Here is a 12,402-nt window from a genome sequence, read left to right on the forward strand (position 1 = left end):
CGCGCACCGTCGAACGGTGTCGCGGGCAGCCCACCACCACCCGGTATCCCGGAGCGGTCGGTGGGCCACTCGCGTGCTGCACGTATGTGCCCAGACCAGGGAGCGGCTGCCCAGCAGGTCCGTCAAGGGCCCGCAGGGTTTCCCAGGCTGCGGATGCGACCTCCCCTAACCCTGGTGAAGCCGTATTCGCATCAGAAACACGAGGTGTTTGGTTCATGGCGAACCAGTCCCGCCCCAAGGTCAAGAAGTCGCGTGCCCTCGGCATCGCGCTGACCCCGAAGGCTGTCAAGTACTTCGAGGCTCGCCCCTACCCGCCGGGCGAGCACGGCCGCGGCCGTAAGCAGAACTCGGACTACAAGGTCCGTCTGCTCGAGAAGCAGCGCCTGCGCGCGCAGTACGACGTGTCCGAGCGCCAGCTCGTCCGCGCCTACGAGCGTGCCGCCAAGACGCAGGGCAAGACCGGTGAGGCTCTGGTCATCGAGCTCGAGCGCCGTCTCGACGCGCTGGTCCTGCGTTCGGGCATCGCCCGCACGATCTACCAGGCCCGCCAGATGGTCACCCACGGCCACATCGAGGTCAACGGCCACAAGGTCGACAAGCCGTCCTTCCGCGTCAAGCCCGACGACGTCGTGATGGTCCGCGAGCGCAGCCGCCAGAAGCCGCTGTTCGAGGTGGCCCGCGAGGGTGGCTTCGCCCCCGACGGCGAGACCCCGCGCTACCTCCAGGTGAACCTCCGCGCCCTGGCCTTCCGCCTGGACCGTGAGCCGAACCGCAAGGAGATCCCGGTGATCTGCGACGAGCAGCTCGTCGTCGAGTACTACGCCCGCTGATCACTTCCCAGCGGATGTAGCACCATCTGTGCGTCGGCCCGCTGTCTCCCCGCCCCTCCCGGCGGGCGAGGCGGCGGGCTTTCGCACATCCGCCGACGGCCGGGCCGTAATACGGTGCGGAGCCGTAATCCGGTACGGAGCGGGATCCCCGGCGCGATAGGCTCGGGAGACGACTTTTTCGATGTTCAGGCACGAAAACCAGGGAGCGGGTGCGCAGTGTCCGGTGGAGAGGTGGCCGGGATCCTGGTGGCCGTCTTCTGGGCGATCCTGGTCTCCTTCCTCGCGGTGGCGCTCGCGAGGCTGGCCCAGACGCTCAGGGCGACCACCAAGCTCGTCGCGGACGTGACCGACCAGGCTGTCCCGCTCCTGGCAGACGCCTCCGCCGCGGTGCGCTCCGCGCAGACCCAGATCGACCGGGTCGACGCCATCGCCTCCGACGTCCAGGAAGTCACGTCGAACGCGTCGGCGCTCTCCACGACCGTCGCCTCCACCTTCGGCGGCCCGCTGGTCAAGGTGGCGGCCTTCGGCTACGGCGTACGCAGGGCCATCGGCGGCCGACGTGAGGACGCGCCCGCCAAGTCGGAGCGCGAGCGCCGTACCGTGATCGTGGGCCGCACCGTCTCGTCCACGCGGCGGGAGAAGCGGAACAGCCGGAACAACCGGGGTAAGAAGGACTGACGCAGCGATGTTCCGCCGTACGTTCTGGTTCACCGCCGGCGCAGCCGCCGGGGTTTGGGCCACCACCAAGGTCAACCGCAAGCTCAAGCAGCTGACGCCCGAGAGTCTCGCGAACCAGGCCGCGGGCAAGGCCATCGAAGCGGGTCACCGCCTCAAGGACTTCGCGCTCGACGTCCGCGACGGCATGGCCCAGCGCGAGGCCGAACTCGACGAGGCCCTGGGGCTGAACGCGAACCCCGAGCTCCCCTCCCCGCGGCACGTCGCCGCCCTGGAGAACAGCAACCACCCGAAGTACAGCAAGAACCCGACGTACGTCGAGCGGTCGACGTACTCGTACAACCGGAATGAGGACCACTGATGGAGTCGGCTGAGATTCGCCGCCGCTGGCTGAGCTTCTTCGAGGAGCGCGGGCACACCGTCGTCCCTTCGGCGTCGCTCATCGCGGACGACCCGACTCTGCTCCTGGTCAACGCGGGCATGGTGCCCTTCAAGCCGTACTTCCTGGGTGAGGTCAAGCCGCCCTACGCGCGCGCCACCAGCGTGCAGAAGTGCGTGCGCACCCCCGACATCGAAGAGGTCGGCAAGACCACCCGCCACGGCACCTTCTTCCAGATGTGCGGCAACTTCTCCTTCGGGGACTACTTCAAGGAAGGCGCCATCAAGTACGCCTGGGAGCTGCTCACTTCGCCCCAGGACAAGGGTGGTTACGGACTGGAGCCGGAGAAGCTCTGGATCACCGTCTACAAGGAGGACGACGAGGCCGAGCGCATCTGGCGCGATGTCATCGGCGTGCCCTCCGAGCGCATCCAGCGTCTGGGCATGGGCCCCAACTTCTGGTCCATGGGCGTTCCGGGCCCGTGCGGACCGTGTTCCGAGATCAACTACGACCGCGGTCCGGAGTTCGGCGAAGAGGGCGGCCCGGCCGTCAACGACGAGCGGTACGTGGAGATCTGGAACCTGGTCTTCATGCAGTACGAGCGCGGCGAGGGCTCCGGCAAGGAGGACTTCCCGATCCTCGGTGACCTGCCCGCCAAGAACATCGACACCGGCCTCGGCTTCGAGCGGCTCGCCATGATTCTGCAGGGCGTGCAGAACATGTACGAGATCGACACCTCCATGGCCGTCATCGACAAGGCCACCGAGCTGACCGGCGTCCGCTACGGCGACGCCCATGACTCCGACGTGTCCCTGCGCGTGGTCACCGACCACATCCGCACGTCCGTGATGCTCATCGGCGACGGCGTCACGCCCGGCAACGAGGGCCGCGGCTATGTGCTGCGCCGCATCATGCGCCGCGCCATCCGCAACATGCGCCTCCTCGGCGCCACGGGGCCCGTCGTCCAGGACCTGATCGATGTCGTGATCGAGGTGATGGGTCAGCAGTACCCGGAGCTCATCACCGACCGTCGGCGCATCGAGACGGTCGCCCTCGCCGAGGAGGCCGCCTTCCTCAAGACCCTGAAGGCCGGCACGAACATCCTCGACACCGCCGTCACGGAGACCAAGGCCACGGGTGGCACGGTCCTCGCCGGCGACAAGGCCTTCCTGCTGCACGACACCTGGGGCTTCCCGATCGACCTCACCCTCGAAATGGCCGCCGAGCAGGGCCTTTCGGTGGACGAGGACGGTTTCCGGCGCCTGATGAAGGAGCAGCGGGAGCGCGCCAAGGCCGACGCCAAGGCCAAGAAGACCGGCCACGCCGACCTGGGCGCCTACCGCGAGATCGCCGACAACTCGGGCGAGACCGACTTCATCGGCTACACCCACACCGAGGGCGAGTCGAAGGTCGTCGGCATCCTCGTCGACGGCGTCTCGTCCCCGGCCGCCACCGAGGGCGACGAGGTCGAGATCGTCCTCGACCGCACCCCCTTCTACGCCGAGGGCGGCGGCCAGATCGGCGACACCGGGCGCATCAAGGTGGATACCGGAGCCGTCATCGAGGTCCGCGACTGCCAGAAGCCGGTCCCGGGTGTGTACGTCCACAAGGGCGTCGTCCAGGTCGGCGAGGTCACCGTCGGCGCCTCCGCCCAGGCCGTCATCGACGTACGCCGCCGCAAGGCCATCGCCCGCGCCCACTCGGCCACGCACCTCACGCACCAGGCCCTGCGCGACAGCCTCGGCCCGACGGCCGCCCAGGCCGGTTCCGAGAACCAGCCCGGCCGCTTCCGCTTCGACTTCGGCTCCCCGTCCGCCGTACCGACGGCCGTGATGACCGACGTCGAGCAGAAGATCAACGAAGTACTCGCCCGCGACCTGGACGTCCACGCCGAGATCCTGAGCATCGACGAGGCCAAGAAGCAGGGCGCCATCGCCGAGTTCGGCGAGAAGTACGGCGACCGCGTACGAGTCGTCACCATCGGCGACTTCTCCAAGGAGCTGTGTGGCGGTACGCACGTCCACAACACCGCCCAGCTGGGCCTGGTGAAGCTGCTCGGCGAGTCGTCCATCGGCTCGGGCGTACGCCGTATCGAGGCCCTGGTGGGTGTCGACGCCTACAACTTCCTGGCCCGCGAGCACACGGTCGTCGCCCAGCTCCAGGAGCTGATCAAGGGCCGTCCCGAGGAGCTGCCCGAGAAGGTCTCCGCCATGCTCGGCAAGCTGAAGGACGCCGAGAAGGAGATCGAGAAGTTCCGGGCGGAGAAGGTCCTCCAGGCCGCCGCCGGTCTCGCCCAGGGGGCCAAGGACGTACGCGGTGTCGCTCTCGTCACCGGCCAGGTCCCGGACGGCACGGGCGCCGACGACCTGCGCAAGCTGGTCCTCGATGTGCGCGGCCGTATTCAGGGCGGACGGGCCGCTGTTGTCGCCCTGTTCACCACGGTGGGCGGCAAGCCGCTGACGGTCATCGCCACCAACGAGGCCGCCCGCGAGCGCGGCCTCAAGGCCGGCGACCTGGTCCGTACGGCCGCCAAGACCCTCGGCGGCGGCGGTGGCGGCAAGCCCGACCTCGCCCAGGGCGGCGGCCAGAACCCGGCCGCCATCGGCGAGGCCGTCGAGGCCGTCGAGCGCCTTGTGGCCGAGACGGCCAAGTGAGCGGAGACGAACGCGTCATGCGCCCCGGACGCCGGCTCGCCATCGATGTCGGGGACGCCCGGATCGGGGTCGCCTCGTGCGACCCCGACGGGATCCTCGCCACCCCGGTGGAAACCGTCCCGGGCCGCGATGTCCCGGCCGCCCAGCGGCGGTTGAGGCAGCTGGTCGAGGAGTACGAGCCGATCGAGATCGTCGTCGGCCTCCCTCGCTCCCTCAAGGGGGGCGAGGGCCCGGCCGCGGTCAAGGTCCGTGCCTTCGCCGAGGAATTGGCCCGCATGGTCGCCCCGGTTCCGGTGAGACTCGTGGACGAGAGGATGACCACAGTCACGGCCAGTCAGGGCCTGCGCGCCTCGGGCGTGAAGTCCAAGAAGGGCAGGTCGGTCATCGACCAGGCCGCCGCCGTCATCATCCTGCAGCAGGCGTTGGAGTCCGAACGGGTGTCAGGTAAAGCTCCGGGCGATGGCGTCGAAGTGGTCATCTGATCGCGGTACGGTAACGTTCCGCGCGATGCGGTGGCGTTCGAACAGCCTCCGCACAGCAGAGAGGCGGATGGGAGCCGGGCCACACGCGCCGCGCGACCGCCGCCTCGCGGCTTCTAGGGGATCGATGACTGATTATGGCCGGGGCCAGGGCTCCGAACCGTGGCATCCCGAGGACCCGTTGTTCGGGGACGACGGATGGAGAGGACAAGAAGGGCACGCGGCCCAGTCCTCGTACGGCGGCCAGCAGCAGCACTATTCGCAGCAGCCGCAGCAACAGCAGAACCAGTACGGCGACTGGGGCACCCCTCAGCAGGTCGGCTACGACCAGGGGCAGCAGCACTATGCCCAGGGACAGCAGCAGTACGGCGGCCCGGATCAGCAGCAGTACTACGACCAGAACGGCCAGTACCACGGCCAGGGCGGTCAGCCGTACGACCAGAACGGCCAGCAGCACAACGGGGGTTGGGACACCGGGCAGCATGGCCAAGGCCCGTACGGCGCCGGCCCTGACGCCCCGTACGGAGGTCAGCAGCCCGCGTACGGCGGTCAGCAGTCCGACTACTACGGGACTCCCGACGCGTACCCGACGCCTCAGCCCCCGAGCCGCCGCCAGGCCGAGCGCGAACCCGAGCCCGCGCCGCCGACCGACTGGGACCCGGGACCGGATCAGGGCGAGCACGCCTTCTTCTCGGGCGGCAGCGACGATGACGACGACTTCGACGACGACCCGTCGGACGGGAAGCGCGGCAAAGGAAAAAGCAAGGGCAAAGGGAAGACCGGCAAGAAGAGCCGCAATGGCTGCGCCTGCCTGGTCGTGTCGCTGGTCCTCGTCGGTGGTCTCGGCGGAGCCACCTATTACGGCTACCAGTTTTACCAAAGCCGTTTCGCCGAGGCTCCGGACTTTACAGGAGACGGCACCAGCCAGACGGTGATGGTCGAGATCGCCGAGGGCTCGAGCGGCGCCGCGATCGGCCAGGAGCTGAAAGCGGCGGGCGTCGTGAAGAGCGTCGACGCGTTTGTGTCCGCGCATTCGGCGAATCCCGAGGGCCAACGGATCCAGGCCGGCGTCTATCTCCTCAAGAAGGAGATGTCCGCCGAGAGCGCCGTGAGCATGATGCTCGACCCCAAGAGCCAGAACAACATGATCGTGGCGCCGGGGCAGCGCAATGCCGCGGTCTACGCGGCGATCGACAAGAGGCTCGAACTCAAAAAGGGCACCACGGCGAACGTAGCCAAGGAGAAATACGAGAGCCTAGGACTTCCTGACTGGGCGAACAACAACGACGACATCAAGGATCCGCTGGAAGGTTTTCTTTACCCGCATACCTACGCCGCGGCAAAGGGCATGAAACCCGAGGACGTCCTGAAGAAGATGGTCGCCCAGGCCAAGGAGAAGTACGCCGCGTACGACCTTGAGGCGAAGGCCAAGGAACTCAAGCTGGACAACCCGCTGGACGTTGTCACGGTGGCGAGCCTCGTCCAGGCCGAGGGCAAGACCAGGGATGACTACCGCAAGATGGCGGAGGTGGTCTACAACCGCCTCGACCTCGCCAACCCCGAGACCTACGGGGCGCTGCAGTTCGACTCGACCTTCAATTACCTGAAGAACGAGAGCAACATCGACATCAGCGAGTCGGAGATCAACAACAACAAGGACCCATACAACACGTACTCGAACAAGGGACTGCCGCCCGGCCCGATCGCTAACCCGGGTGACGTCGCCATGAAGGCGACACTCGATCCGACCGACGACGGCTGGTACTACTTCGTGGCGACCGATGGTGTGGAAAAGACCGAATTCGCCAAGACGCATGGCGAATTCCTGAAGCTCAAGGAAAAGTTCGATGCGCGCTCGGGCAACTGACGCCCGCCGTGCCGCTGTGCTCGGCAAGCCCATCGCCCACTCCCTCTCCCCGGTCCTGCACAGCGCCGCCTACGCAGCCCTGGGACTGGGGGACTGGTCGTACGACCGTTTCGAGATCGACGAGGCCGCACTGCCCGGCTTTCTTGAGGGGCTTGGACCGGAGTGGGCCGGGCTTTCGCTGACCATGCCGTTGAAGCGGGCCGTGATTCCGTTGCTCGACGAGATCAGCGAGACCGCGGCCTCCGTCGAGGCGGTCAACACCGTCGTGTTCACCGAGGACGGCCGACGCGTCGGCGACAACACCGATATCCCCGGCATGGTCGCCGCCCTACGGGAGCACGGGATCGAGCAGGTCGAGTCCGCCGCCATCCTCGGCGCGGGCGCCACCGCCTCGTCCGCGCTGGCCGCCGTCTCGCGGATCTGCCCGGGCGAGATCGTCGCGTACGTCCGCAGCGAGGCGCGTGCTGTCGAGATGCGGCAGTGGGGCGAGCGGCTGGAGACCGAGGTACGCATCGCGGACTGGGCGGACGCCGAGCGGGCGCTGCACGCGCCGCTGGTGGTCGCCACGACCCCGGCGGGCACCACCGATGCCCTCGCCTCCGCGGTCCCCGGGCGCCCCGCCACGCTCTTCGACGTCCTGTACGACCCGTGGCCGACCGCCCTCGCCGCCCGCTGGTCCGCGTACGGCGGCGCCGTCGTCAGCGGCCTCGACCTCCTGGTGCACCAGGCGGCACTCCAGGTCGAGCAGATGACGGGGCGTACGCCGGCCCCGCTGGGCGCCATGCGAAAAGCGGGAGAGCACGCACTCGCCGGACGTTAAGATTCTTTCCGGTTCCGCAGGGGGCGGGACCGAGGGGGAATCTTCATGACCACGCAGGCTTCCTGGAAGTCGGAAATCTTCCAGGCCACGCTGAATTTCCTGCCGGACTGGCTGCAGTACACGGCGATCGCACTGGCAGTCGGCGGCTTTGTCGTTTTCCGGGTCGTCAAGTGGCGCCGCGGACGCGCCCTCCGACGAGCGCTCGGCCCGATCACGCCCATTCCCGATGCGCCGGACGGGGCGCGCGGCGCCGACTACCTCGGTGCGTACGCGCCCCAGCAGCCGCGCAACGACGCCACGACCTGACCGAGTCGTCCGCCTGATGGACCTGCGCCAGGTCCTCGGGGGCGGACGTGGGAGGATCGACAGTGGCGGGCCAGGGCCGCGCACCCGGTCGCGCCGTCGCCGTACGCGAGGACGCGCGTACGCACAGGCAGTACGCAGTACCAGGGCGCGAGTATCGAGGAGCACCGTTGAGCAGGTTGCGCTGGCTGACCGCGGGGGAGTCCCACGGTCCCGCACTTGTGGCGACGCTGGAGGGACTTCCCGCCGGCGTGCCGATCACCACGGAGATGGTGGCGGACCACCTGGCACGGCGGCGCCTTGGCTATGGGCGTGGCGCGCGGATGAAGTTCGAGCGCGACGAGGTCACCTTCCTGGGCGGTGTCCGGCACGGGCTGACGCTCGGCTCGCCGGTCGCGGTCATGGTGGGCAACACCGAGTGGCCCAAGTGGGAACAGGTCATGGCGGCCGACCCGGTGGACCCGGCCGTGCTCGCCGAGCTGGCGCGCAACGCGCCGCTGACCCGGCCGCGGCCCGGTCACGCGGACCTGGCGGGCATGCAGAAGTACGGCTTCGACGAGGCCCGGCCGATCCTGGAGCGGGCGAGTGCGCGGGAGACCGCCGCCCGCGTCGCACTGGGCGCGGTGGCGCGCTCGTACCTCAAGGAGACGGCCGGCATCGAGATCGTCTCGCACGTCATCGAGCTGGCCGCGGCGAAGGCGCCGTACGGCGTCTACCCCAAGCCCTCCGACGTCGAGAAGCTCGACGCGGACCCGGTGCGGTGCCTGGACGAGGACGCGTCGAGGGCGATGGTCGAGGAGATCGACCAGGCTCACAAGGACGGCGACACCCTGGGCGGTGTGGTCGAGGTGCTGGCGTACGGAGTGCCGGTGGGCCTGGGCTCGCATGTGCACTGGGACCGGCGCCTGGACGCCCGGCTCGCGGCCGCGCTGATGGGCATCCAGGCCATCAAGGGCGTCGAGGTCGGCGACGGCTTCGACCTGGCGCGGGTGCCGGGCTCCAAGGCGCACGACGAGATCGTGCGGACCGACGAGGGCATCAGGCGGGCCTCCGGCCGCTCGGGCGGCACCGAGGGCGGGCTGACCACCGGTGAACTGCTGCGTGTACGCGCCGCGATGAAGCCGATCGCGACCGTGCCGCGCGCGCTGGCCACCATCGATGTGGTGACCGGTGAGGCGACGAAGGCACACCACCAGCGTTCGGACGTCTGCGCCGTCCCGGCGGCGGGCATCGTCGCCGAGGCGATGGTCGCACTCGTCCTTGCGGACGCGGTGGCCGAGAAGTTCGCCGGCGACAGCGTCACCGAGACACGGCGCAACGTCACTTCGTACCTCGAGAACCTGGCGATCCGATGAGCGCAGGACCTGTGGTCGTGCTCGTCGGCCCGATGGGTGTGGGCAAGTCGACGGTGGGCGCGCTGCTCGCGGAGCGGCTCGGGGTCGGCCACCGGGACACCGACGAGGACATCGTGGCCGCCGAGGGGCGCACCATCGCGGACATCTTCGTCGAGGAGGGCGAGCAGGCCTTCCGCGCGATCGAGAAGCGGGCGGTGCACCTGGCGCTGGCTGAGCATCAGGGTGTACTGGCGCTGGGCGGCGGTTCGATCCTCGATGCCGACACCAGGGCGCTGCTGGCCGGACTCCCGGTGGTGTACCTGTCGATGGATGTCGAGGAGGCCGCCAAGCGCACCGGGCTGAACGTGGCCCGGCCGCTGCTGGCGGTCAATCCGCGCCGCCAGTGGCGCGAGCTGATGGAAGCTCGCCGCCACCTCTACACCGAAGTCGCCCGTGCGGTCGTCGCCACCGACGACCGCACTCCCGAGGAGGTCGCCCAAGCGGTCCTCGACGCCTTGGAGTTGAAGCAGGCATGAGCGAGCAGGACCAGACGGTGACCCGGATCCAGGTCGGCGGTACGGCCGGCACCGAGCCGTACGAGGTGCTGGTGGGCCGTCAACTCCTTGGTGAACTGGGCGGGTTGATCGGCCCGCGAGTCAAGCGGGTCGCGGTCGTCCACCCGGAGGCGCTGGCCGAGACCGGTGAGGCGGTCCGGGCCGATCTGGCCGGGCAGGGCTTCGACGCGGTGGCCATCCAGGTGCCCAACGCCGAGGAGGCCAAGACGGCCGAAGTCGCCGCGTACTGCTGGAAGGCGCTGGGGCAGTCCGGCTTCACCCGCACCGACGTGATCGTCGGGGTGGGCGGCGGCGCGACCACCGATCTGGCCGGGTTCGTGGCCGCGAGCTGGCTGCGCGGGGTGCGCTGGATCGCGATTCCGACGACCGTGCTGGCGATGGTGGACGCGGCGGTCGGTGGCAAGACCGGCATCAACACCGCCGAGGGCAAGAACCTGGTGGGCGCCTTCCACCCGCCCGCCGGGGTGCTCTGTGACCTGGCCGCCCTCGACTCGCTGCCGGTCAACGACTTCGTGTCCGGACTCGCGGAGATCATCAAGGCCGGGTTCATCGCCGACCCGCGGATCCTGGAACTGATCGAGGCCGATCCGGAAGGTGCGCGCAGCCCGGCCGGTCCGCACACCGCGGAACTGATCGAACGCTCCATCAAGGTCAAGGCCGAGGTGGTCTCCTCCGACCTGAAGGAGTCGGGGCTGCGCGAGATCCTCAACTACGGCCACACCCTGGGCCACGCCATCGAGAAGAACGAGCGCTACCAGTGGCGGCACGGCGCCGCCGTCGCCGTCGGCATGCACTTCGCCGCCGAACTCGGCCGCCTGGCAGGCCGGTTGGACGACGAGACCGCCGACCGGCACCGCACCATCCTGCAGTCCGTGGGCCTGCCGCTGCACTACCGCTACGACCAGTGGCCCAAGTTGCTGGAGACCATGAAGGTCGACAAGAAGTCCCGAGGCGACCTGCTGCGCTTCATCGTCCTGGACGGACTTGCCAAGCCCACCGTCCTGGAGGGCCCCGACCCGGCCGTCCTGCTCGCCGCCTACGGAGAAGTGGGCGAATAGCTCCACAGGAGGCCACTTCACCTGATTTGCCTTGTGTGCATGGGCACTTCGGGCCCTCCCCGGCCGTTCACCAAACGTCGGCCGGGGACGGTACCGTTCGGTAGGGAGCGGGGCAGGTGTCCCGCTGCCAGCGCCAAGAGATACGAGACGGAGTGGCACCGGATGCAGCACGCAGTGGGGTCTCCGCTGCCGCCGCCCCACCAGCCGGGGCAGGAGCCGACCGCCGGCTGGTCGCCGGGCGCGGGGCACCAGGGCGCGCACTCGGGTCCCCCCGCGGGGCCCGCGCCCATGAACCCCCCGCCGGGTTTCGCCGGACCACCCGGACACGCCGCGCCACACCCTCCGGGGCACGCGCCCGCCCCGCAGCATCACGCGCCACCGCAGCACGCGCCCGCGCCGATGCCGGACACCACGGGGCATGTGCAGCTGCCGCCGGGCGGCCCCGTCGCGATGCCGAGCCCGCCACCTGCCGCGGGCACGCCCGATCTCACGTCCACCACGCTGGCCGTGCTGCTCATCGGTCCCGCCGGTGCCGGCAAGACGAGCGTCGCCAAGTACTGGGCCGACCACCGTCGGGTCCCCACCGCGCACATCAGCCTCGACGACGTACGCGAATGGGTGCGCTCGGGCTTCGCGGACCCGCAGTCGGGGTGGAACGACCACTCGGAGGCGCAGTATCGCCTCGCCCGCCGCACCTGCGGCTTCGCCGCGCGCAACTTTCTGGCCAACGGCATCTCGTGCATTCTCGATGACGCGGTGTTCCCCGACCGGCCGGTCGTCGGTCTGGGCGGCTGGAAGCGGCACGTGGGGCCCGGCCTGCTGCCGGTCGTGCTCCTGCCGGGCCTGGAGATAGTTCTGGAGCGCAACGCCGAGCGCTCCGGAAATCGTCGCCTCACCGATGAGGAAGTCGCCCGCATCCATGGCCGGATGGCCGGCTGGTACGGGTCCGGGCTTCCCATCATCGACAACTCCCAGCTTGACGTTCCGACGACGGCGCGTGTGCTTGACGATGTGCTGGCTCGGTCGATTGCGAGCCCGCCGCAGTGGTGAGCAGAGGGTTTCCTTTCCCCAAGCCCGCCCCTTCCCGAAACTGAGGGCTGCGCCCCCAGACCCCCGCCAGGGGGCGGGGTGACATGTCGTGTCGCGGCTGCGGGCCCGTCGTGGCTGGTCGCGCAGTTCCCCGCGCCCCTGAAGGGGCGCTCCCGGAACCGTCCGCCACCACGCTCACCAGCCACAACGAACCCCGCACCCTTCCTACCGGCGGGAGGGGGCGTGGGCCGGTGCGTCGTATGCCCGTCGCTTAGGTCCGGTCTCGGAGAACCCGCACCGTGTACCGGGCCAGGGCCGTATGCCCGGCCTGCGACGGGCTGACGCACCGGCCCACGACCCCGCACCCACCACCCACCCCAGGGGCGCGGGGAACGGCGC

12 protein-coding genes are annotated in these 12,402 nt (G+C 69.4%); all 12 read left to right on the forward strand.

Annotation, left to right across the window (positions count from 1 at the left end; translation table 11 throughout):
- The first annotated feature begins 215 nt into the window (after window positions 1-215).
- The 12 genes from rpsD to OP79_RS31100 all read left to right on the forward strand — a co-directional run bounded on the left by rpsD (window position 216) and on the right by OP79_RS31100 (window position 12,024).
- The gene (rpsD, locus tag OP79_RS31045; protein ID WP_033324931.1) at window positions 216-830 is read left to right on the forward strand and encodes a 30S ribosomal protein S4; all 615 of its coding nucleotides are present in this window, start codon (window positions 216-218) and stop codon (window positions 828-830) included.
- A gap of 216 nt (window positions 831-1,046) precedes the next feature.
- Entirely contained in the window at window positions 1,047-1,508 is a 462-nt protein-coding gene (locus OP79_RS31050; RefSeq protein WP_033324933.1) for a DUF948 domain-containing protein, read from the forward strand.
- 7 nt (window positions 1,509-1,515) lie between these two features.
- Window positions 1,516-1,866 (forward strand): DUF6167 family protein, encoded by a 351-nt coding sequence (locus OP79_RS31055; RefSeq protein ID WP_033324934.1) that lies wholly within the window; start codon window positions 1,516-1,518, stop codon window positions 1,864-1,866.
- Window positions 1,866-4,538, forward strand: a complete 2,673-nt coding sequence (alaS, locus tag OP79_RS31060) for an alanine--tRNA ligase (protein WP_033324935.1) — start codon at window positions 1,866-1,868, stop codon at window positions 4,536-4,538. The genes OP79_RS31055 and alaS overlap by 1 nt, the downstream gene beginning before the upstream one ends.
- 17 nt (window positions 4,539-4,555) lie before the next feature.
- A complete protein-coding gene (gene ruvX / locus OP79_RS31065; RefSeq protein ID WP_051745053.1) occupies window positions 4,556-5,020 on the forward strand; it encodes a Holliday junction resolvase RuvX in 465 nt (154 codons plus the stop codon).
- 124 nt (window positions 5,021-5,144) lie between these two features.
- Window positions 5,145-6,884, forward strand: a complete 1,740-nt coding sequence (gene mltG, locus OP79_RS31070; RefSeq protein WP_078492119.1) for an endolytic transglycosylase MltG — start codon at window positions 5,145-5,147, stop codon at window positions 6,882-6,884.
- On the forward strand, window positions 6,865-7,704 hold the full coding sequence (locus tag OP79_RS31075) for a shikimate dehydrogenase (RefSeq protein ID WP_033324939.1): 840 nt from the start codon (window positions 6,865-6,867) through the stop codon (window positions 7,702-7,704). The genes mltG and OP79_RS31075 overlap by 20 nt, the downstream gene beginning before the upstream one ends.
- Window positions 7,705-7,749: 45 nt before the next feature.
- Entirely contained in the window at window positions 7,750-8,010 is a 261-nt protein-coding gene (locus OP79_RS31080) for a hypothetical protein (RefSeq protein WP_051745054.1), read from the forward strand.
- A gap of 167 nt (window positions 8,011-8,177) precedes the next feature.
- Window positions 8,178-9,362 (forward strand): chorismate synthase, encoded by a 1,185-nt coding sequence (gene aroC, locus OP79_RS31085; protein ID WP_033324941.1) that lies wholly within the window; start codon window positions 8,178-8,180, stop codon window positions 9,360-9,362.
- Window positions 9,359-9,877 (forward strand): shikimate kinase, encoded by a 519-nt coding sequence (locus tag OP79_RS31090; RefSeq protein ID WP_033324943.1) that lies wholly within the window; start codon window positions 9,359-9,361, stop codon window positions 9,875-9,877. Before aroC ends, OP79_RS31090 begins: the two co-directional genes overlap by 4 nt.
- Window positions 9,874-10,974, forward strand: coding sequence for a 3-dehydroquinate synthase (gene aroB / locus OP79_RS31095; protein ID WP_033324945.1), 1,101 nt, complete (start codon window positions 9,874-9,876; stop codon window positions 10,972-10,974). Before OP79_RS31090 ends, aroB begins: the two co-directional genes overlap by 4 nt.
- 162 nt (window positions 10,975-11,136) lie before the next feature.
- A complete protein-coding gene (locus OP79_RS31100; protein WP_063742029.1) occupies window positions 11,137-12,024 on the forward strand; it encodes a Pro-rich N-terminal domain-containing protein in 888 nt (295 codons plus the stop codon).
- Window positions 12,025-12,402 lie beyond the last annotated feature (378 nt).

It is taken from the genome of Streptomyces yerevanensis, from assembly GCF_000716805.1.
GTDB lineage: Bacteria > Actinomycetota > Actinomycetes > Streptomycetales > Streptomycetaceae > Streptomyces > Streptomyces flaveus.

Excerpts from the sequence above, each read along its gene's own strand:
- alaS (WP_033324935.1), top strand. The coding sequence starts at position 1,866 with ATGGAGTCGGCTGAGATTCGCCGCCGCTGGCTGAGCTTCTTCGAGGAG.
- ruvX (WP_051745053.1), top strand. The coding sequence starts at position 4,556 with ATGCGCCCCGGACGCCGGCTCGCCATCGATGTCGGGGACGCCCGGATC.
- OP79_RS31080 (WP_051745054.1), top strand. The coding sequence starts at position 7,750 with ATGACCACGCAGGCTTCCTGGAAGTCGGAAATCTTCCAGGCCACGCTG.
- mltG (WP_078492119.1), top strand. The coding sequence starts at position 5,145 with ATGACTGATTATGGCCGGGGCCAGGGCTCCGAACCGTGGCATCCCGAG.
- aroB (WP_033324945.1), top strand. The coding sequence starts at position 9,874 with ATGAGCGAGCAGGACCAGACGGTGACCCGGATCCAGGTCGGCGGTACG.
- OP79_RS31100 (WP_063742029.1), top strand. The coding sequence starts at position 11,137 with ATGCAGCACGCAGTGGGGTCTCCGCTGCCGCCGCCCCACCAGCCGGGG.
- OP79_RS31055 (WP_033324934.1), top strand. The coding sequence starts at position 1,516 with ATGTTCCGCCGTACGTTCTGGTTCACCGCCGGCGCAGCCGCCGGGGTT.
- rpsD (WP_033324931.1), top strand. The coding sequence starts at position 216 with ATGGCGAACCAGTCCCGCCCCAAGGTCAAGAAGTCGCGTGCCCTCGGC.
- OP79_RS31090 (WP_033324943.1), top strand. The coding sequence starts at position 9,359 with ATGAGCGCAGGACCTGTGGTCGTGCTCGTCGGCCCGATGGGTGTGGGC.
- OP79_RS31075 (WP_033324939.1), top strand. The coding sequence starts at position 6,865 with ATGCGCGCTCGGGCAACTGACGCCCGCCGTGCCGCTGTGCTCGGCAAG.